The 21,910-nt window shown below is 68.5% G+C and carries 12 protein-coding genes; 6 read left to right on the plus strand and 6 right to left on the minus strand.

Annotation, left to right across the window (positions count from 1 at the left end; all coding sequences use genetic code 11):
* Window positions 1-2: 2 nt before the first annotated feature.
* Window positions 3-632: a retropepsin-like aspartic protease family protein gene (locus ACEN9O_RS10110; protein WP_495617423.1), complete on the minus strand. Its 630-nt coding sequence runs from the start codon at window positions 630-632 to the stop codon at window positions 3-5.
* Window positions 633-969: 337 nt separating this feature from the next.
* Here ACEN9O_RS10110 and ACEN9O_RS10115 point away from each other — a divergent pair, with 337 nt between their 5' ends.
* Entirely contained in the window at window positions 970-1,242 is a 273-nt protein-coding gene (locus ACEN9O_RS10115; protein ID WP_495617424.1) for a hypothetical protein, read from the plus strand.
* An 82-nt stretch (window positions 1,243-1,324) separates the two neighbouring features.
* Here ACEN9O_RS10115 and acpA read toward each other — a convergent pair whose 3' ends face one another.
* Window positions 1,325-3,451, minus strand: a complete 2,127-nt coding sequence (gene acpA / locus ACEN9O_RS10120) for an acid phosphatase (RefSeq protein ID WP_495617425.1) — start codon at window positions 3,449-3,451, stop codon at window positions 1,325-1,327.
* A 137-nt stretch (window positions 3,452-3,588) separates the two neighbouring features.
* On the opposite strand from acpA, the gene ACEN9O_RS10125 reads away from it, so the two are divergent.
* Together ACEN9O_RS10125 and ACEN9O_RS10130 are read left to right on the plus strand one after the other, a co-directional pair.
* Complete coding sequence (locus ACEN9O_RS10125) at window positions 3,589-4,857, plus strand: cytochrome-c peroxidase (RefSeq protein ID WP_495617426.1); 1,269 nt, start codon at window positions 3,589-3,591, stop codon at window positions 4,855-4,857.
* Between the two features lie 113 nt (window positions 4,858-4,970).
* A complete protein-coding gene (locus ACEN9O_RS10130) occupies window positions 4,971-7,637 on the plus strand; it encodes a polysaccharide deacetylase family protein (RefSeq protein ID WP_495617427.1) in 2,667 nt (888 codons plus the stop codon).
* A 34-nt stretch (window positions 7,638-7,671) separates the two neighbouring features.
* On the opposite strand, the gene ACEN9O_RS10135 is transcribed toward ACEN9O_RS10130, so the two are convergent.
* Window positions 7,672-7,983 carry a cupin domain-containing protein gene (locus tag ACEN9O_RS10135; protein ID WP_495617428.1) on the minus strand — a complete coding sequence of 104 codons (312 nt, stop codon included), beginning with the start codon at window positions 7,981-7,983 and terminating at the stop codon, window positions 7,672-7,674.
* Complete coding sequence (locus ACEN9O_RS10140) at window positions 7,980-8,582, minus strand: DJ-1/PfpI family protein (protein WP_495617429.1); 603 nt, start codon at window positions 8,580-8,582, stop codon at window positions 7,980-7,982. Before ACEN9O_RS10140 ends, ACEN9O_RS10135 begins: the two co-directional genes overlap by 4 nt.
* Before the next feature lie 81 nt (window positions 8,583-8,663).
* Between ACEN9O_RS10140 and ACEN9O_RS10145 the strand changes: the two genes are divergently transcribed.
* Together ACEN9O_RS10145 and ACEN9O_RS10150 are read left to right on the plus strand one after the other, a co-directional pair.
* On the plus strand, window positions 8,664-9,644 hold the full coding sequence (locus ACEN9O_RS10145; protein ID WP_495617430.1) for a GlxA family transcriptional regulator: 981 nt from the start codon (window positions 8,664-8,666) through the stop codon (window positions 9,642-9,644).
* Between the two features lie 24 nt (window positions 9,645-9,668).
* Window positions 9,669-10,061 (plus strand): hypothetical protein, encoded by a 393-nt coding sequence (locus tag ACEN9O_RS10150; RefSeq protein ID WP_495617431.1) that lies wholly within the window; start codon window positions 9,669-9,671, stop codon window positions 10,059-10,061.
* On the opposite strand, the gene ACEN9O_RS10155 is transcribed toward ACEN9O_RS10150, so the two are convergent.
* Both ACEN9O_RS10155 and ACEN9O_RS10160 read right to left on the minus strand, forming a co-directional pair.
* Window positions 10,040-10,924, minus strand: a complete 885-nt coding sequence (locus tag ACEN9O_RS10155) for a retropepsin-like aspartic protease (RefSeq protein WP_495617432.1) — start codon at window positions 10,922-10,924, stop codon at window positions 10,040-10,042. The genes ACEN9O_RS10150 and ACEN9O_RS10155 overlap by 22 nt on opposite strands.
* 78 nt (window positions 10,925-11,002) lie before the next feature.
* A complete protein-coding gene (locus ACEN9O_RS10160) occupies window positions 11,003-11,758 on the minus strand; it encodes a class I SAM-dependent methyltransferase (protein ID WP_495617433.1) in 756 nt (251 codons plus the stop codon).
* A gap of 537 nt (window positions 11,759-12,295) precedes the next feature.
* Here ACEN9O_RS10160 and ACEN9O_RS10165 point away from each other — a divergent pair.
* Window positions 12,296-21,481, plus strand: coding sequence for a beta strand repeat-containing protein (locus ACEN9O_RS10165; protein ID WP_495617434.1), 9,186 nt, complete (start codon window positions 12,296-12,298; stop codon window positions 21,479-21,481).
* Window positions 21,482-21,910: the final 429 nt, after the last annotated feature.

Consider the following 21,910-nt stretch of genomic DNA (forward strand, 5'->3'; position numbering starts at 1 on the left):
TTTTACCTTGGGGTCAATATCATTTCCTGCAGCTCGCGCCGCATGGTGTAGCGGTCCAGGAAATTGGTGCCCAGCAGGATGACGGGCAAGCCGCGTTCCTGGACGATGGCCTCAAGATTCCGGAGTTCCACCTCGCCGATGCGCATCCTGTCTACATTCACACGATAGACGTTGGTGATGCCATTGGCCGTGGATGCGGCGCCGGGCCGGCCTTTGCGGTAGTCGATGCCGAAGCGGATGGCGTCTGCCGCGGGCATCGCGATGACGGTGGCGCCGGTATCGACCAGCATCCGCGCGCTCATGCCGTTGATGCTGCCATTGGTGTAAAACTGGCCGGAGGAATCCGCACGCAAAACCAGCGATTGGTTCGCGCCGTTCGGCGCCGGATAACGGCCCACGGCGATCGTCACCGACTTGCCATGCTCGCTGATGGTGGCGCCGTCGTTGTGTACCGCCAGCAGTTGGTAGCCCGGCGCGATGGTGTTGCCGATTGCGTAGGCTATGGGTTCGCCGCCGTCCACCGTCATCAGCGCGCGATCGCGGACCACGCCCACCAAACTGATATTGGTGGCGTAGGCATTTGCGCCGGAAAGGATAAAGCCGGCTGTTAAAGCATAAGTCGAGAGGCGCATGGTAGTCAGCGAGAAAATCAATCTTGAGATTTATTTAATTTCCACCGAGCATAACATTTTAAAGCTGGCTCAAAATGCGCCAATCCTCACGCACCTATATAGGGTGGGTATTTGCGGCGAGGCTCTAAAAGCTCTAAACGCTCTAATTCGATAGAGATTGAACTAAATCGCTAGAAATCGCTCTAAAAAAGGAGCGCGGCATAGAAAAAATAGAGGAATTAGAGCCCGCCGCGCTTTTTTTTAGAGTTTTTAGAGCCGAAATTAGAAAAATTAGCGCGAAATCTAGCGAATTAGATTGATCTATAACGATTTAGAGCTTTTAGAGCCGGAGAAAAAAATGACCCACCCTATCCCCCTCCATCTGCCGGACGACGTATTCCACAGCCTGACGGATCATGTGGGCGAAGGCTGGTTCGGCCCGAAGACCGAGGCCGTGCTGTGCAAGCTAATTCGCGACTTTGTCGCCCACAAGCCCGGCGCGCCGACCACGCCATCGCGGCTAGCCAATGCCAACGGCTGCGGCACGCGCAATGCCTGGCAAAATATCTGGCTGCGATTTCCCGGTGATTCGACATGGAAGCTTGCGCGCAAATGTAGACCGCCAGCTTAGATCCGGAACCATCCACCACGCCAGAAAATGAAAAACGCCAGCCGCAAGGGCTGGCGTTCGTAGTCGCGACAGGGGATGGTGCTTACTCTTGCGGCGTCAGCGCCAGTGCGGAGCTGAAGTCGCCCATCGGCTTGGCGCCGTTGGCGGCCAGCGCCTTGTCGCGGGTGTTCAGGCCATCGAGCACCGGCAGGTTGAAGCGGCGGGTGATGGCGCGCAGGATCGAGGCCGAGTCGTACTGCGTGTGGTCCACGCCCTTCTTCACGTAGGGCGAGACGATGATGGCCGGCACGCGCGTGCCCGGACCCCACTGGTCGCCCTTCGGCGGGCTGGCGTGGTCGTAGAAGCCGCCGTTCTCGTCGTAGGTGACGATCACCAGCATGTTCTTCCACTGCGGGCTCTTTTTCAGCTTGGCGATGACGTCGGCGATGTGGGCGTCGCCGTCGGCCACGCTGGCGTAGCCGGGGTGCTGGTTCAGGTTACCCTGCGGCTTGTAGAAGGCCACCGGCGGCAAGGTGCCGTTGGCGACGTCGGCCACGAACTGGCTGTCGTAGTCCTTCAGGTGGGCCGCGCGATAGGCCGGGTTCTTCACCGGGTCCATGTTGGCGTAGTAGTTGAACGGCTGGTGGTGGAACTGGAAGTTGGGCGGATTGGTGATCGCGCCGCGCGGCGCGCCGGTGGTGGCGGCGGTGGTGTCCTTCCAGGCGCCGGCGTACCAGGCCCAGTCGATGTTCTTGCCGGTCAGCAGATCGCCGATGTTCTTCTGCGTCTGCGGCGGCAGCGTGCTGGCCTTGCTGGTGTCGGCGTACAGGTGGGTGCTGTCGTCGGCCGCGTAGCTGTTGCTGCTCGGCTGGTACGGCGGCTGCATGGTGTTGACCGCGTAGAACATGCCGCTGGCGTCGGCCGGCGTGATGGCGCCGTCGTTGGCGTAGGCCGGCGCGCCATTCAACACGCTGGTGGGCGCCGTGGCCGACGGCGTCAGGCGCACGAAGTTGCCCTTGGCGTCGACGTCGATCTTGGCGATCGAGCCCTTGGCCACCGAGGTGTCGGCGTTCGGGTACTGCGGCGCGCAGGCGCAGATCAGGTACTGGTGGGTCAGGAAGGAGCCGCCGAAGGCGCCGATGTACAGGTTGTCGGCCAGCGCGTACTGCTTGGCGATGTCCCACATCTTCATCTTGCTGCCGTCGTAGTAGCCCATGGTCAGGCCGCCGGCGTCGGAATAGGCCGCGAACTTGTCGTTGGCGCCGCCGTTGATCTGCATCTGGTCGTTGTAGAAGCGGTGCACCAGGTCGCGCGTGATGGTCGATTGCGCCAGGTACAGCGGGCTGTTGGCGTCGTCGATCTGGAACGGCTTGTTGGCCATGCCCATGGTCTGCGCCTGCGTGATCACCACGCTCTGGCCGGCGGCTGTCATGCCGCCCCAGGTTGGCGGCAGGGTCGGCAGGGTGCTGTTGTCGTAGTCCTTCTGCGGCACGTAGGCGCTGGTCGAGCTCGGGTTCACGTCCGGCACGCCGTTGGCGCCGGGGAACAGGCCGTACAGGTTGTCGAAGCCGCGGTTTTCCGCGTAGATCACGACGATGTTCTTGATGTTGTTGAGCGCCAGGCCGGCGTTGAGCGCGGCGGCCACGTCGGCCGGCGCGGCCAGAGCGCTGGCCGCGGCGATGACGTCGGTCACGCCGGCGTTCTCGGCCTTGAGCCTGGCCTGGTCGTCGCCGCCGACCTTGTTGATGTCGGCGATCAGGTTGGCCTCGGCCACGCCCAGCTTGGCGGCCAGCTTGCTGCTGGCGGCGGCGAAGTCGCCGCCGTTGGCGTCCATCAGCGCGACCAGTTCGGTGGTGATGGCGCTGACCACGCCGGTGTGGCCGTTCGGCGCGCGCAGCAGCAGCTTCTGCGTGACCTTGGTGCCGGCGTCGCCGACGGCGTCGTGGCGGATGGCGTCGGTGCCGACCGTGACCAGGAGCGCGCCGCTGCTGGTGCCGGTGACGGCGAAGCTGCCGTCGGCGCCGGTGCGCACGGTCGACGAGCCGCTGTCGCAGGTCAGCTTGGCGGTGGTGCTTTCCAGGCAGACTACGGCGTTTTCATAATAGCTGCCGACCACCTGGCCCTTGATCGCGGGCACGTTGTCGGAGGAGCTGCCGCAGGCGATCAGGCCGGCGCCCAGGCCGATCGACATCAGCATCAGGGGCAGCGGGCGCATCGGGTTCAGTTTCATCTTCTTGCCTTGTGGGTGGGTATCAAAGCGCCTCATGCTAGGTTTGAAATATTTCAGGGTGATGAAATTTCATGTTTTGTTTTGTATTCTTTCCTATCTGTCATGGGGCGGTCATTTCACGCTGCTAGGCTTGCCGCATGAAAAAGATTGTCGTTGTCCTCGCCGCCGCCTCTGCCGCGCTACTGGCGGCCTGCCAGAAACCGCCTGCCGCGCTGTCCGCCGCGTCCGCGCCCGCCGCCTACGCGCCGATGCAGCATCAGCCCACTGTGCCGGTGCTGACGGCGCTGGGGCGCGCCATGTTCAGCGAGACCAGCTTGTCGGCGTCCGGCCGCGACAGCTGCGCCAGTTGCCACCATCCCGACCACGCCTACGCCCCGCCCAACCGGCTGGCGGCGCAGCTGAGCGGCATTGACGGCGCCACGCAAGGCACGCGCGCCGCGCCGTCGCTGAAGTATCTGCAGACGGTGCCGCCGTTCAGCGAGCACTATCACGACGACGACGGCGACGACAGCGTCGACGCCGGCCCGACCGGCGGCTACGACTGGGACGGCCGCGCGCGCTCGGCGCACGAGCAGGCGCGCGGACCGCTGCTGTCGCCGCGCGAGATGGGCAACAAGGATGACGCGGCGGTGGTGGCCAGGCTGCGCGCCGGCCCGCTGGCGCCGCAGTTCCGGCAAGCCTTCGGCGACGACATCTTCGACCATCCCGACGCCGCCATGCGCGCCGCGCTGATGGCGCTGGAGGTGTTCCAGCAAAGCCCGGCCGACTTCTACCCCTACACCAGCAAGTACGACGCCTACCTGCGCAAGCAGGCCGCGCTGACGCCGCAGGAGGCGCGCGGCCTGGCCCTGTTCAACGACGAGCACAAGGGCAACTGCGCGTCCTGCCACATCAGCAGGATCGCGCAGGGCGGGGCCTTCCCGCAGTTCACCGACTACGGCCTGATCAACCTGGGCGTGCCGCGCAACGGCAAGCTGGCGGTCAACGCCGACCCGGCGTATTTCGACCTCGGCCTGTGCGGCCCGGACCGCACCGACCTGCGCGCGCACCGCGAATACTGCGGCCGCTTCCGCACGCCGTCGCTGCGCAACGTCGCGCTGCGCAAGGTCTACTTCCACAACGGCAGCTTCGACAGCCTGGAGCAGGTGGTGCGCTTCTACGCGCAGCGCGACACGGCGCCGCAGAAATGGTATCCGCGCCAGGCCGACGGCAGCGTCCACAAGTTCGACGACCAGCCGGCCGGCATGGACGCCAACGTCAATATGGAAGCGCCGTTCGGCGGCCGGCCCGGCGGCCGGCCCGCGCTGAACGACAGGGAAATCGCCGACGTGGTGGCCTTCCTGCACACGCTGACGGACGGCTACCCCGGGGTCAAGTCTGACATTTGGACACGAGCTGTGCAGTAGTCGCGTCTACGGCGGAGGTCGTGTCCGAATGTCAGACTTGACCCCCGCCGGAAAGTGGATCATTAGCAAATATGTCATAGAATGCGGGATTCGTTTTTTTATAGACATCGCCCATGAAATACATCAAGCAGTTGAGCATCGCGGCCGTGGTGGTGGCCGTCGCCGGCGCGGGCGCCTTCGTGGCGCTGCGCGGCAAGCAGCCGGCCAGCGCGCCCGCCGCCGCCCCGACGGCGGCCGCGGGCGCCACGCCGGAGATCATGCCGGAACTGCGCAATATGCTGGCGGCCTACCGCAAGATCATCGTGCTGCTGGCCGACGAGAAGTCCTTGTCCGAGTCCGACCGCAAGGCCGCCGGCCAGGTCGGCCAGTCGCTGTTCCACGAGAACCTGGAGCGGCTGGCCAAGGTGCAGGCCATGCTGGCCCAAGCCCAGGCGCTGCCGCCGTCGCAGCGCGACGCCGCCGACGATGCGCTGCTGTCGTATATCGAATCGGCCAGCGACCTGTTCGACGCCGACCGCCTGGCCTTCCGCGAAGTGCTGCTGTCGCTGCAAAAGCTGGCGGCCGCCGACCAGACCCTGCCAGCGATCAAGCTGCACAAGCGCGTCAGCGAGGACCTGGCCGCGCTGGAGGACATCGAGAAGCAGTACGACAAGGAGATCAACGACATCTTCTCGCGCTTCGACACGCGCGCCATCACGCCCAAGCGCGAACGCTGGGACGACTACGTGGCCCACCTGCGCAAGCTGTACGCGCGCGATCAGATCATGAAGGACTACGGCGTCATCGTGCCGTATCCGGAGCCGCCCAAGACGGCGGAGCAGGAAGTGCAGGCCAAGGAGATCTTCGGCAACGCGCTGCCGCCCAAGACCGTGGTGCTGACCTTCGACGACGGCCCGCACAAGAGCTACACCGAGGAGGTGGCGGCCATCCTCAAGCAGTACAACGTGCCGGGCGTGTTCTTCCAGGTCGGCCAGAACCTCGGCAAGCTCGATGCGCAGGGCAAGCAGACCCTGAGCGCCAACGCCGCCGAGAGCCGGCGCCTGATCGACGCCGGCCACACCGTGGGCAACCACAGCTTCAGCCACGCGCTGCTGTCCAAGGAAAAGGGCGAGCAGCTGTACGGCGAGATCGCCAACGCCGACCTGCTGTTGAAAGCCAGCGACGCGCGCCGCTCCGACCTGTTCCGCTTCCCGTACGGCGCCCACAACGCCGAGGGCCTGGCCATCCTGTCCAAACTGGGCCTGCGCTCGGTGATGTGGAATATCGATTCGCTGGACTGGGCCGATCCGGTGCCGAGCTCCATCGCCAACCGCGTGCTGACCACCCTGAACAAGGAGCAGCGCGGCATCATCCTGTTCCACGACATCCACGAGCGCAGCGTCAAGGCGCTGCCGCTGGTGCTCGACAAGCTGATCGCCGACGGCTACAGCTTCGCCGCCTGGGACGGCCAGGAGTTCAAGGTGGCCAAGGGCGGCAAGCCGGAGCCGGAGAAGATCGCCGTCAGCACCGGCTACGCCAACAGCTACGCGGTGGTCATCGGCATCAACGACTATCAGAAGTGGCCCAAGCTGCAGTACGCGGTGCAGGACGCCAGGGCGATCCGCGACACGCTGGTCAACCGCTTCGGCTTCGCCGGCGAGCGGGTGTTTACGCTGTCGAACGGCGAGGCCACGCGCAACAACATCCTGGCGCTGTTCCACGACAAGCTGGCCGACGCCCAGCTGAAGAAGGACGACCGCATCTTCGTGTTCTTCGCCGGCCACGGCGCCACGCGCCAGCTCAGCTCCGGCCGCAACCTGGGCTACATCATCCCGGTCGACTCGGACCCGCAGCAGGTCAGCTTCGACGCCATCCCGATGACGGACCTGCAGAACATCGCCGAGAGCCTCAACGCCAAGCACGTGCTGTTCGTGATGGACGCCTGCTACAGCGGCCTGGGTCTGACGCGCGGCGGCGGCAGCAGCGCCTTCCTGCGCGATAACGCGCGCCGCATGGGCCGGCAGATGCTGACCGCCGGCGGCGCCGACCAGATGGTGGCCGACGGCGGCCCGAACGGCCACTCGGTGTTCACCTGGACCCTGCTGCAGGCCCTGAACGGCAAGGCCGACCTGAACGGCGACGGCCTGATCACCGCCACCGAGCTGGCGGCCTACGTGGCGCCGGCCGTGGCCAGCGTGTCGCAGCAGACGCCGGCCTTCGGCAGCCTGCCCGGATCGGAGGGCGGCGAGTTCGTGTTCCAGCTGCCGGCCGAGGCGGAGTTCCTCAGCGCGCAGTCGGCGCAGCTGTCGCCGGACGCGATCGCCCTGAACAGCAAGCTCGATAAGGGCCGCGACCAGAAGGCCGACGGCAACACGGTGGTGGTCAGGAACCTGCAGGGCGAGGAGCAGAAGATCGCCGCGCCCAAGCCGGTGGATGCGTCCAGCCGCCAGCTGGCGCAGCGCGCCAACGACAAGGGCCTGCAGCTGTACAAGGAGAAGCAGTACGCGCAGGCGGAGGCGGCGTTCACCGAGGCCTTGAAGTACAGGCCCGACTTCGGGCTGGCCGCCAACAACCTGGGCTTCGTCTACTACAAGCAGGAGAAGTACGCGGAGGCGGCGCGCTGGTTCGAGAACACGCTGCAGATCGACACCTCGCGCGCCATCGCCTACCTGAACCTGGGCGACGCCCGCATGCACCTGGGCGACAACGAGAAGGCCAAAAAGGCCTACACCAGTTTCCTGGAACTGGTGCCCAACCACGCCAGCGCCGCTTACGCGAAAGAGCAGCTCAAAAAGCTATAAAAAAGTCCCGCTGCAAAATCCCGCCGCGCTTTGTTCAAACGCTGCCGGCCCGCTCGATGACCAGGATGCGGGCCTGGCCGCGCGGACGGGCGGAGTGGGCCTCGCCTTCGTCGACGAAGAAGATGTCGCCCGCCTGCAGCGTCACCGTCTGTTCGGCGCCGTCGCCGCGGTAGTGCATGTCCACCTCGCCGTCCATCACGGCGAACACTTCCTGGCCGTCGTTGACGTGCCAGCCGTAGGGCTGGTCGGTCCAGTGCAGGCGCACGGTGGCGTCCCGCATGGCGGCGATCAGGTCGGCGCCCCACGCTTGCCCGGCGCGGTAGTCCCTGCTGCGCACGACCCTCATGCCTCGTTCCAGTCGTATTCCATCTGCAGCGCGGTGCGCGCGGCCAGCTCGTGGCCGGCCAGCCGCGCCACCAGGTGCAGCGACATGTCCATGCCGGCCGAGATGCCGCCGCTGGTGACGGTGCGGCCGTTGTCGATCCAGCGCCGCTCGCCCGTCACCTCCAGGCTCGGGAAGGCGGCGCGCAGGTCGGTGATGTCTTCCCAGTGCGTGGTCACTTGCTGGCCGTCCAGCAGCCCGGCCTGCGCCAGCAGGAAGGCGCCGGTGCACACCGACGCTACCAGCTCGCAGGCCGGCGCGGTGGCGGCGATCCAGCGTATCACTTCCTGCTTGTCCCGCTCGGCGTCGACCACGCCGCCCGGCACGATCAGCACGTCGATCTGGCCGGCGTTGCCGAAGTCCGCCTCGGGAAACACGCTCAGCCCCGCGCGTGCCCGCAGCATGGCGCTGCGCTGGCCGATGGTGCGCACGCGGAATGGCGCTTCCGTCCCCGGCGCCAGCCTGGCGGCCATGCGCGTGGCGCAGGTGAATACTTCGTACGGCCCGGCGAAGTCGAGTACCTCAACGTCGTCGAATACATAGATGCCGATGGTGCGTGTCATGGTGGCTCCCTTGAGTAGATGGCTCCATCATGCCTGCGTGGCGGTTGACACAAATGACATTCATGGTTGAATATCTGCCACATGAAACCCATCGACATCTGGCTGCTCGTTTATCCCGGCTTCGTGCTGCTCGACGCCACGGGCTCGGCGCAAGTGTTCTCCACCGCGAACGACGAGGCGCGCGAGGCCGGTCGGCCCGAACCCTACCGCATCCGCATGATCGCGCCCGGCGGCGGGCTGGTGGCGTCCACCGCCGGCGTCAGCGTGATGACGGAGCCGCTGCCCCGGACGGGACGCGGCCTGGCCGGATCGACCCTGATCGTGGCCGGCGGCCGTGGCCTCGAACTGGGCGACAGTCCGGCGCTGGCCCCGGCCACTGTGCGCTGGGTCCAGCGCGCCGCCGGAAGTGTGCGGCGCTGCTGCGCGGTCTGCACCGGCGCCTTCGTGCTGGCGCGGGCCGGCCTGCTGGCGGGCCGCAGCGCCGTCACGCACTGGATGGACGTCGCGCAGCTGCGGGCGCAGTACCCGGACCTGCAGGTGCTGGACGACGCGATCTACGTCAAGGACGGTCCCTACTACACGTCGGCCGGCATCGCCGCCGGCATGGACCTGGCCCTGAGCCTGGTCGAGGAGGACAGCGGCCGCGGCGCCGCGCTGGACACGGCCAAGCGGCTGGTGGTGTTCTTCAAGCGGCCCGGCGGCCAGCGCCAGTTCAGCTCCGAGCTGCTGGCGCAGGCCGACCCGCAGGGCTTGCACGGCCAGCTGACCGGCTGGCTGCGGCCGCGCCTGAAGCGGCAGATCGATGTCGAGCAGATGGCGGCGGCGTTCGCGCTGTCGGTGCGCACCCTGCACCGCCGGCTGCGGCAGGAGGCCGGCATCTCGCCGGCCCAGCTGCTGCTGCGGCTGCGCATGGAGGCGGCCTGCGGCCTGCTGGAGCGGCCCGGCATGAGCGTCAAGCGCGCCGCCAGCCAGAGCGGCTTTGGCAGCGAGTACAATCTGCGGCGCGCGTTTGCGGCCCAGCTGGGCGTGGTGCCCAGCGACTACCAGGCGCGCTTTGGCTGAACCGGATAAGCGGACATACGACAGATGATGCAGGAATTCGAGAAGTGGGTGGCGCGCGTGCTGCTGCTCAACAGCGCGCTGGCGCTGGGCGTGAGCCTGGGGCTGCTGGGCGAGCCGCAATCGGCCGACGCGCTGCCGCTGCTGTACGGCGCCGCCATGCTGGGCTTCCTGTCGGCCGTGCTGTCGCTCAAGCGCTGGAAGGCCGGCCTGTGGGGCGGCGCGCTGTACTACGCGCTGCAGCTGGTCAGCGTCTATCCGTTTGCCGGCGGCTGGCAGTTCGCCGTCAAGGCCGGCGTCAGCGTCGGCCTGGTGATGCGCTTCGCCAGCGGCGTGGTGGTGCTCAATATGGTGGCGCTGGCGCTGCTGGCGGCCACCGCCGCCGTGCTGGCCTGGCGCTACCGCGCGCCGAACACCTGACCGCCCAGGTAGGAGTAGTAGAAGCGCTGCTGGCTGGTGGCCAGCAGCACCCGGTGGGCGCGCAGGAAGTCGCGGCCCAGGATCATGTCGACGTGCTTGATGCCGAACTGCTGGGTGTTGGGCACCGCGGCCAGCGCGAGGCGCGGGTGGCCGATGGTTTCCTCGCCGAGTGTGAAGCTGTCGAAGACGGCGCCGTCCGCCGTGGCAGCCACGCCCAGCGCGGCCGCCGTGTCGCGGTCGACCACCGACTGTTCGGCGCTGCTGTCGATCAGCGCGCGCACGCCGCGGCCGTTGAGCTGCGCCTGCACGTAGGCGGCGCTGTGCCTGTCGCTGAGTTCGAGCGGCACGTCCAGCGCGTGGGTGTCCCAATAGGCCAGCGACTTGGCGCCGCAGCCTTCGTCGCGGAAGAATTTCAGCTTGCGCTCGGCCAGCGCGATCTCCAGGTCCGATTGCAGCAGGTAGTCGGCGCCGACCTTGCCGCCGTAGCCGGGATCGTCCGCGCGCTCGACCACCGGGAACCAGGCCCGGGCCACGCGCGACGGTCCGATCACCACCTCCTCCGGCTGGGCCGCGAAGCTGGCGTTGTCGCTGTCGGCGCCGCGCACGCGGTTCAGGGTGCGCGTGAGCGGCAGCTGCTGGCGGTCGGCCTCGGCGCGCGTGAGCACGGTGCGCGGCGCGCCGGTGTCGATCAGCATGCGCACCGGCTTGCCGTTGACCTGGCCTTCGATGTAGGGGATGCCGGTCGAGGCCTGGAGGTTGAGCTCGAGCGCGGCCAGCTCGGTGTAGCGGCAGGCGTGGGCGGAGGCGCTGGCCGCCAGCAGCAGGCCGGTGCCCAGCAGTCGTTGCAGGGTAGGGTGGGTCATGGCACGAAAGCGATCGAGAGGCCCGGATCAGGCGATGCCCGATGTTAGCATTTCAATCAGCTTTCGTGGCCGTCATTTTTACGGCTTGCGGAAACGCAGGATGAACTGGTCGGTGTGGGCGCGGATGCCGGTCTCGAACACCTGGGCGCCGCGGTCGTCCTTGGGATTGCGCAGCGCCTGCGATTCGGCGTCGAGCACGAAGCCGGCCGCCAGCACTTCCTTCTTGACCAGGGCCTCGTCGACGCGGTGCAGCCTGGTCATGCCGGCGTCGTCCAGCCCCGGCTGGGCCGCGTGGTCCAGCACGATATAGTAGCCGCCCGGCTTGAGCGCGTCGAAGGCCGCCTTGTTCAACTCGGCCGTGCCGGCGGCGCCGCCCCAGATGTGGATGTCGTGGTAATTCTGCGAGGTCCACACCAGGTCGGCCTTGACCGGCACGTTGAGCGAGGCCGCGGCGACGGTCTCATGCACGTTGGCGCGGCCCGGCTCGGCCGACACCGGCGGCGGCAGCGGCTTGCCCTTGGCGCGGTCGATCCACACCTGCGGCACCGCCGCGTACACCGCGCCCTGCGGCCCGACCGCCGCGCTGAACAGGCGGGTGAAGTAGCCGCGGCCGGGGAAGTAGTCCACCACCACCTGGCCCGGCTGGACCTTGGCGAAGGCCAGCATCTCGGCCGGCTTGCGGTCGGCGTCGCGCGCCTTGTCGGCGTCCGGGCGGGTGGCGTCGGCCACGGCGGCGGCGGCCAGCGGCGCCTGGCCGGCGGCGGCGGCGTGGCCAGCCAGCCACAAGGTGTTGCTCAGGCAAAACAGGCCGAGGGTGAGGATTCCACGTTTCATATCAAAACTCTCCTAATGGGGGCGGCGCGGATGCGCGTTGCCGATTATGCACCGATGTCGCGCGTCGTGCCCGGTGTCCGCGGCGCGTCATCCGGCGGTCACACTTGCCGGTCAGGATATCCGCACGGATATATTTCTTTTATGGCTGGATTTTTTATTCGGGCAACTAATTTATTGATTAAACATGCCAAAAGATCAGGTTGCGGAGCTGCGACAGGGGGTAAAAAAATTCTTTTGGGAAATTAGCTAGGCTATAATCCAATGTCGGAAAACCTGAAATGGTAGTTGTCAGGCGGCTTATACGGTGGCTTCGCAGGAAATTTTCTGTCGAGAAAAAGTTTACTTAATGAAAGTCCAATTTCAGTCGTTATATACAGAACGGATGAGTTTTTCTCCGACAGGAATTCCCAGCTGCGTTATAAAAAAATAGCTTTTACACAAGTTTTATTACCAATACAGGGACTCGGACGTCGGGCATGAGCCGATGGCCGAGTTGCTTTCTGAGCAAATATAAAGTCGTACCTCCAGGAGAATTACATGAGTTTCGCAACCACCTTCACGACGGCACAAATCGCCAGCCTGACCACTGCACAGATGCTGCAACTGACCTCGGCTGATATTGCTGCGTTTAGTTCCGATCAGTTAGGTGCGTTCACGACGGCTCAGATTCCCTCCCTGACGACGGCGCAGCTGGCCGGCGGCATCACCACCACCCAGGCCGGCGTCCTGAGCACGCTGCAGATGAGCGTGCTGACCTCGGCCCAGATCGGCGCGCTGAGCACCGCCAGCTTCAACGTGCTGAGCGCCGGCGACATCGCCGCGCTGGCCACCGCCGCCATCGGCGGCATCAGCACTGGCCAGATCAAGGCGCTCAAGACCGCGCAGCTGGTGGCGCTGACCACCGACCAGGCCGCGCAGCTGACCTCGAGCCAGGTCGCCGCGCTGAGCACCGGCGTCATCACCGCGCTGGAAACGGCCGACCTGGCCCAGATCAAGGTGGCCTCGATCGCCGCGCTGAGCACGGCCCAGATCGCCACGCTGAGCACCACTCAGATCGCCTCGCTGGCGACCGCGTCGCTGGCCGCGCTGAGCACGGCCGGCATCGCCGCGCTGGGCACCAGCCAGGTCAGCGTGCTGGAGTCGAACCAGATCGCCGGCCTGACCACGGCGCAGGTGGCCGCGCTGACCACGGCCAACCTGAGCCTGATCACCACCGCCAACCTGGGCAACCTGAGCGCCGGCGACATCGGCGCCCTGCGCACCGTCCAGGTGGCCAACCTGACCACCGGCCAGGTGAGCGGCCTGACCAGCACCCAGGTCATGGCACTGGGCACCGCTGCCGTGGCCGCGCTGACCACCAACCAGATCGTCGCGCTGACGGCGGCCCAGGCCGGCGTGCTGACCAGTGCCCAGGTGGGCGCGCTGTCGAGCAACGCCCTGGTGGCGCTGGAGACGGCCGACTTTGCCGCGCTGTCGACCGCCGCTGTCGGCGGCCTGACCTCGGCCCAGATGAAGGTGCTGACCGCCGGCCAGGTGGCCGCGCTGAGCACCAGCGACGCCGTGGCCCTGAGCAGCACGCAAGTGCTGGCGCTGAGCACGGCCGGCATCGCCGCGCTGTCGACCGAAGATATGGCGCTGGTCAAGCTGAGCGCGATCGGCGCGCTGGGCAGCGCCCAGGCCGCCGCATTGACCACCGCCCAGGTCACCTCGCTGTCGACCGCGATGCTGGCCGTATTGAGCAGCACCTCGATGGCGGCCCTGAGCAGCAACCAGGTTGTCGCACTGAGCTCGGCGCAGATCGCCCAGCTGAGCGCGACCCAGATCGCCGCCTTGTCGGCGGCCGGCATCAGCGGCATTGAAACGGCCGACCTGGTGGCCCTGGGCAGCGCCGACATCGTCGCGCTGCGCAGCGCCCAGGTGGCGGGCCTGACCGCGGCCCAGGTGGCCGCGCTGTCGACCACCCAGATGACGCAGCTGAGCGCGGCCAACGTGGGCGCGCTGAGCACCAGCCAGATCGTTGCCCTGAGCACCGCCGAGGCGTCCGTGCTGAGCACGGCGCAGGTGGCCGCGCTGTCGACCAACGCGGTGGCCGCGCTGGAGACGGCCGACTTCGCCGCACTGTCGACCGCCGCCATCGCCGCGCTGAGCGTGGCGCAGTTCAAGGCCCTGGGCACCGCCCAGGTGGTGGCGCTGACCACCGCCGAGGCGGCCGCGCTGACCACCGCGCAGGTGGCCGCGCTGTCGACCAACGCCATCGGCGCGCTGGAGACGGCCGACCTGTCGGCGCTGCAGGCGGCCGCGCTGGCCGTGCTGAGCACGGGCCAGATCGCCGCCCTGAGCACCACCCAGATCGCCTCGATGGCGACCGCCGCGCTGGCCGCGCTGAGCACGGCCGGCATCGCCTCGCTGAGCACCAGCCAGGTCAGCGTGCTGGCGTCGAACCAGATCGCCGGCCTGACCACGGCGCAGGTGGCCGCGCTGACCACGGCCAACCTGAGCCTGATCACCACCGCCAACCTGGGCAACCTGAGCGCCGGCGACATCGGCGCCCTGCGCACCGTCCAGGTGGCCAACCTGACCACCGGCCAGGTGAGCAGCCTGACCAGCACCCAGGTCATGGCGCTGAGCACGGCCGGCGTGGCCGCGCTGACCACCGGCCAGATCGTCGCGCTGACGGCGGCCCAGGCCGGCGTGCTGACCAGTGCCCAGGTGGGCGCGCTGTCGAGCAACGCCCTGGTGGCGCTGGAGACGGCCGACTTTGCCGCGCTGTCGACCGCCGCTGTCGGCGGCCTGACCGCGGCCCAGATGAAGGTGCTGACCGCCGGCCAGGTGGCCGCGCTGAGCACCAGCGACGCCGTGGCCCTGAGCAGCACGCAAGTGCTGGCGCTGAGCACGGCCGGCATCGCCGCGCTGTCGACCGAAGATATGGCGCTGGTCAAGCTGAGCGCGATCGGCGCGCTGGGCAGCGCCCAGGCCGCCGCATTGACCACCGCCCAGGTCACCTCGCTGTCGACCGCGATGCTGGCCGTATTGAGCAGCACCTCGATGGCGGCCCTGAGCAGCAACCAGGTTGTCGCACTGAGCTCGGCGCAGATCGCCCAGCTGAGCGCGACCCAGATCGCCGCCCTGTCGGCGGCCGGCATCAGCGGCATTGAAACGGCCGACCTGGTGGCCCTGGGCAGCGCCGACATCGTCGCGCTGCGCAGCGCCCAGGTGGCGGGCCTGACCGCGGCCCAGGTGGCCGCGCTGTCGACCGCCCAGATGACGCAGCTGAGCGCGGCCAACGTGGGCGCGCTGAGCACCAGCCAGATCGTTGCCCTGAGCACCGCCGAGGCATCCGTGCTGAGCACGGCGCAGGTGGCCGCGCTGTCGACCAACGCGGTGGCCGCGCTGGAGACGGCCGACTTCGCCGCACTGTCGACCGCCGCCATCGCCGCGCTGAGCGTGGCGCAGTTCAAGGCCCTGGGCACCGCCCAGGTGGTGGCGCTGACCACCGCCGAGGCGGCCGCGCTGACCACCGCGCAGGTGGCCGCGCTGTCGACCAACGCCATCGGCGCGCTGGAGACGGCCGACCTGTCGGCGCTGCAGGCGGCCGCGCTGGCCGTGCTGAGCACGGGCCAGATCGCCGCCCTGAGCACCACCCAGATCGCCTCGATGGCGACCGCCGCGCTGGCCGCGCTGAGCACGGCCGGCATCGCCTCGCTGAGCACCAGCCAGGTCAGCGTGCTGGCGTCGAACCAGATCGCCGGCCTGACCACGGCGCAGGTGGCCGCGCTGACCACGGCCAACCTGAGCCTGATCACCACCGCCAACCTGGGCAACCTGAGCGCCGGCGACATCGGCGCCCTGCGCACCGTCCAGGTGGCCAACCTGACCACCGGCCAGGTGAGCAGCCTGACCAGCACCCAGGTCATGGCGCTGAGCACGGCCGGCGTGGCCGCGCTGACCACCGGCCAGATCGTCGCGCTGACGGCGGCCCAGGCCGGCGTGCTGACCAGTGCCCAGGTGGGCGCGCTGTCGAGCAACGCCCTGGTGGCGCTGGAGACGGCCGACTTTGCCGCGCTGTCGACCGCCGCTGTCGGCGGCCTGACCGCGGCCCAGATGAAGGTGCTGACCGCCGGCCAGGTGGCCGCGCTGAGCACCAGCGACGCCGTGGCCCTGAGCAGCACGCAAGTGCTGGCGCTGAGCACGGCCGGCATCGCCGCGCTGTCGACCGAAGATATGGCGCTGGTCAAGCTGAGCGCGATCGGCGCGCTGGGCAGCGCCCAGGCCGCCGCATTGACCACCGCCCAGGTCACCTCGCTGTCGACCGCGATGCTGGCCGTATTGAGCAGCACCTCGATGGCGGCCCTGAGCAGCAACCAGGTCGTCGCACTGAGCTCGGCGCAGATCGCCCAGCTGAGCGCGACCCAGATCGCCGCCCTGTCGGCGGCCGGCATCAGCGGCATTGAAACGGCCGACCTGGTGGCGCTGGGCAGCGCCGACATCGTCGCGCTGCGCAGCGCCCAGGTGGCGGGCCTGACCGCGGCCCAGGTGGCCGCGCTGTCGACCGCCCAGATGACGCAGCTGAGCGCGGCCAACGTGGGCGCGCTGAGCACCAGCCAGATCGTTGCCCTGAGCACCGCCGAGGCGTCCGTGCTGAGCACGGCGCAGGTGGCCGCGCTGTCGACCAACGCGGTGGCCGCGCTGGAGACGGCCGACTTCGCCGCACTGTCGACCGCCGCCATCGCCACGCTGAGCGTGGCGCAGTTCAAGGCCCTGGGCACCGCCCAGGTGGTGGCGCTGACCACCGCTGAGGCGGCCGCGCTGACCACCGCGCAAGTGGCCGCGCTGTCGACCAACGCCATCGGCGCGCTGGAGACGGCCGACCTGTCGGCGCTGCAGGCGGCCGCGCTGGCCGTGCTGAGCACGGGCCAGATCGCCGCCCTGAGCACCACCCAGATCGCCTCGATGGCGACCGCCGCGCTGGCCGCGCTGAGCACGGCCGGCATCGCCTCGCTGAGCACCAGCCAGGTCAGCGTGCTGGCGTCGAACCAGATCGCCGGCCTGACCACGGCGCAGGTGGCCGCGCTGACCACGGCCAACCTGAGCCTGATCACCACCGCCAACCTGGGCAACCTGAGCGCCGGCGACATCGGCGCCCTGCGCACCGTCCAGGTGGCCAACCTGACCACCGGCCAGGTGAGCAGCCTGACCAGCACCCAGGTCATGGCGCTGAGCACGGCCGGCGTGGCCGCGCTGACCACCGGCCAGATCGTCGCGCTGACGGCGGCCCAGGCTGGCGTGCTGACCAGTGCCCAGGTGGGCGCGCTGTCGAGCAACGCCCTGGTGGCGCTGGAGACGGCCGACTTTGCCGCGCTGTCGACCGCCGCTGTCGGCGGCCTGACCGCGGCCCAGATGAAGGTGCTGACCGCCGGCCAGGTGGCCGCGCTGAGCACCAGCGACGCCGTGGCCCTGAGCAGCACGCAAGTGCTGGCGCTGAGCACGGCCGGCATCGCCGCGCTGTCGACCGAAGATATGGCGCTGGTCAAGCTGAGCGCGATCGGCGCGCTGGGCAGCGCCCAGGCCGCCGCATTGACCACCGCCCAGGTCACCTCGCTGTCGACCGCGATGCTGGCCGTATTGAGCAGCACCTCGATGGCGGCCCTGAGCAGCAACCAGGTTGTCGCACTGAGCTCGGCGCAGATCGCCCAGCTGAGCGCGACCCAGATCGCCGCCCTGTCGGCGGCCGGCATCAGCGGCATTGAAACGGCCGACCTGGTGGCGCTGGGCAGCGCCGACATGGTCGCGCTGCGCAGCGCCCAGGTGGCGGGCCTGACCGCGGCCCAGGTGGCCGCGCTGTCGACCACCCAGATGACGCAGCTGAGCGCGGCCAACGTGGGCGCGCTGAGCACCAGCCAGATCGTTGCCCTGAGCACCGCCGAGGCGTCCGTGCTGAGCACGGCGCAGGTGGCCGCGCTGTCGACCAACGCGGTGGCCGCGCTGGAGACGGCCGACTTCGCCGCACTGTCGACCGCCGCCATCGCCGCGCTGAGCGTGGCGCAGTTCAAGGCCCTGGGCAGCGCCCAGGTGGTGGCGCTGACCACCGCCGAGGCGGCCGCGCTGACCACCGCGCAAGTGGCCGCGCTGTCGACCAACGCCATTGGCGCGCTGGAGACGGCCGACCTGTCGGCGCTGCAGGCGGCCGCGCTGGCCGTGCTGAGCACGGGCCAGATCGCCGCCCTGAGCACCACCCAGATCGCCTCGATGGCGACCGCCGCGCTGGCCGCGCTGAGCACGGCCGGCATCGCCTCGCTGAGCACCAGCCAGGTCAGCGTGCTGGCGTCGAACCAGATCGCCGGCCTGACCACGGCGCAGGTGGCCGCGCTGACCACGGCCAACCTGAGCCTGATCACCACCGCCAACCTGGGCAACCTGAGCGCCGGCGACATCGGCGCCCTGCGCACCGTCCAGGTGGCCAACCTGACCACTGGCCAGGTGAGCAGCCTGACCAGCACCCAGGTCATGGCGCTGAGCACGGCCGGCGTGGCCGCGCTGACCACCGGCCAGATCGTCGCGCTGACGGCGGCCCAGGCCGGCGTGCTGACCAGTGCCCAGGTGGGCGCGCTGTCGAGCAACGCCCTGGTGGCGCTGGAGACGGCCGACTTTGCCGCGCTGTCGACCGCCGCTGTCGGCGGCCTGACCGCGGCCCAGATGAAGGTGCTGACCGCCGGCCAGGTGGCCGCGCTGAGCACCAGCGACGCCGTGGCCCTGAGCAGCACGCAAGTGCTGGCGCTGAGCACGGCCGGCATCGCCGCGCTGTCGACCGAAGATATGGCGCTGGTCAAGCTGAGCGCGATCGGCGCGCTGGGCAGTGCCCAGGCCGCCGCATTGACCACCGCCCAGGTCACCTCGCTGTCGACCGCGATGCTGGCCGTATTGAGCAGCACCTCGATGGCGGCCCTGAGCAGCAACCAGGTTGTCGCACTGAGCTCGGCGCAGATCGCCCAGCTGAGCGCGACCCAGATCGCCGCCCTGTCGGCGGCCGGCATCAGCGGCATTGAAACGGCCGACCTGGTGGCCCTGGGCAGCGCCGACATCGTCGCGCTGCGCAGCGCCCAGGTGGCGGGCCTGACCGCGGCCCAGGTGGCCGCGCTGTCGACCACCCAGATGACGCAGCTGAGCGCGGCCAACGTGGGCGCGCTGAGCACCAGCCAGATCGTTGCCCTGAGCACCGCCGAGGCGTCCGTGCTGAGCACGGCGCAGGTGGCCGCGCTGTCGACCAACGCGGTGGCCGCGCTGGAGACGGCCGACTTCGCCGCACTGTCGACCGCCGCCATCGCCGCGCTGAGCGTGGCGCAGTTCAAGGCCCTGGGCACCGCCCAGGTGGTGGCGCTGACCACCGCCGAGGCGGCCGCGCTGACCACCGCGCAAGTGGCCGCGCTGTCGACCAACGCCATCGGCGCGCTGGAGACGGCCGACCTGTCGGCGCTGCAGGCGGCCGCGCTGGCCGTGCTGAGCACGGGCCAGATCGCCGCCCTGAGCACCACCCAGATCGCCTCGATGGCGACCGCCGCGCTGGCCGCGCTGAGCACGGCCGGCATCGCCTCGCTGAGCACCAGCCAGGTCAGCGTGCTGGCGTCGAACCAGATCGCCGGCCTGACCACGGCGCAGGTGGCCGCGCTGACCACGGCCAACCTGAGCCTGATCACCACCGCCAACCTGGGCAACCTGAGCGCCGGCGACATCGGCGCCCTGCGCACCGTCCAGGTGGCCAACCTGACCACCGGCCAGGTGAGCAGCCTGACCAGCACCCAGGTCATGGCGCTGAGCACGGCCGGCGTGGCCGCGCTGACCACCGGCCAGATCGTCGCGCTGACGGCGGCCCAGGCCGGCGTGCTGACCAGTGCCCAGGTGGGCGCGCTGTCGAGCAACGCCCTGGTGGCGCTGGAGACGGCCGACTTCGCCGCGCTGTCGACCGCCGCCATCGGCGGCCTGACCGCGGCCCAGGTCAAGACGCTGAGCGCTACCCAGGTGGCAGCCCTGAGCAGCAACGATGCCGCCGTGTTGAGCACGACGCAGGTGGCGGCGCTGACGACGGCCGCGCTTGCTGCGCTGTCGACCGAAGACCTGGGGCTGCTGAAGACCGCCGCCATCGGGCTGCTGAGCACCGCCCAGGCCGCCGCGCTGACCACCGCGCAAGTCGCCTCGCTGGGCACGGCCGCGCTGGCCGCTCTCAGCACCGGCACCATGGGCGTGCTGACCACCAGCCAGGTGGCCGCGCTGAGCTCGGCCCAGATCGGCACCTTGACGGTTGCCCAGGTGGTTGCGCTGACCAGCGTCAGCGGCATCGAAACGGCCGACCTGGCGGCCCTGAGCAGCGCCGACGTTGCCGGCCTGCGTACCGCCCAACTCGCTTCGCTGAGCACCGGCCAGGTCGCCGCCCTGTCGGTGGCCCAGGTCGCCGTGCTGGGCACCGCCGCCTTCGCGGTCGGCCTGACCACCGGCCAGATCGGCGCGCTGACGACGGCCCAGGCCGCTTCGCTGAGCGTGACCCAGGTCACGGCGTTGTCGACCAGGAATGTGGCCGCGCTGTCGACCTCCAGCGTGTCCGTGCTGAGCACGCAGGACGTGGTTGCGCTGACCGCCAGCCAGCTGGGCGCCTTGAGCAGCGCCCAGGGCGTGGCCCTGAGCTCGAGCCAGGTCGCCTTGCTGACCAGCACCCAGGTGGCCGGCCTGAGCACCGCCGCCTTCGGCGCGCTGGAGACAGCCGACCTGGTGGCCATGCAAGTGACCACGCTGGCCGGCCTGAGCACACGCCAGATGGTCAGCATGAGCACTGCCCAGGTCAGCAGCATGACCACGCAGCAGATCCATGCGCTGAGTTCGGCCCAGCTGCATGCCTGGATCGGCCAGCCGCAGCTGATCCAGTCGCTGACCGCCGCCCAGACCGCCGCGCTGTCCTACATCACCCCGCTGGCGCTGGACCTGAACGGCGACGGCGTCACCACGCTGGACCAGTCGGCCGGCGTGCGCTTCGACCTGCTGGCCAACGGCAATCAAGTCAACACCGGCTGGGTCGGCGGTGGCGACGGCTTGCTGGCCCTGGACCGCAACCACGACGGCGTCATCAACGACGGCGGCGAGTTGTTCGGTTCCGGCACCACCCTGGCCGACGGCCGCAAAGCCGCCACCGGCTACCAGGCACTGGCTGAACTGGACAGCAACGGCGACGGCGTGGTCGACGCCAAGGACGCGGCCTTCGGTGACCTGCGCGTCTGGGTCGACGGCAACGCGGACGGCATCAGCCAGGCCGACGAGCTCAAATCGCTGCAGGCGCTGGGCATCACCAAGCTCAACCTGGACGTCAAGCAGGACGGCGCCGTCAACAACGGCAACATCCTGGGCCTGAGCTCGACCTTCGAGACGGCCGACGGCGCCAGCCACGCGGCGGCCGACGTGTGGTTCGCCACCACCCCAACCGGCAACCTGAACGGTAATGTCAGCGGCATGGCGCAGGCCTTGTCCAGCTTTGCCGGCAGCGCGGCGGCGGCGCCGGCGGCGGCCAAACTGGAAGTGCCTGGCGGCGTCGACAGCAATGTGGCGCAACTGGCCGGCGCCATCCGCCAGTTCAGCGAGAAACCGCTGGGCGCGCCGGACCAGGCGGCCACCGACTGCGAGCTGCGCCTCAAAGCGCTGCAATCGCAAGGCGGCCACGGCTTCCTGGCCTCGCCGGCCAAGTAAGGCGCGGCAGGGATGAACGGCAGGGCTCAGGCCCTGCCGTTTTGCCCTCCGGGGCAGGTTTCATAGCACGATGCAAGCGTTGGCGGGATTTTTTTTGTTGCGTGTGGAAAACAAAAAAGCTTAATGCAGTCAGTAAATTTGTCGCTTTGTACGGTCAGGACGGTTGCCGGCACCGGGTTTTTCAGTGTGATTAATTGAAGCTATGTGCCGTTCTGTTGCCATAAAAATGTTAACGCTAGGAAAATTCCCAGGGCTGGTATCCTAAAGTTGGTCTGGATATTGACGTTAAGAACTAAAGTCCGGCGCTTTTCTCGCGTTTAGTCCAAGCAATTCGGAAATACCATAGTAAGAATTACCCAATTTAACATTGGAGCCTGGGGGGAAAATCCCTGTTGGCTCCGATATCCGTCTGTATAGAACTGTGCAGTG

It is taken from the genome of Duganella sp. Dugasp78 (assembly GCF_059491455.1).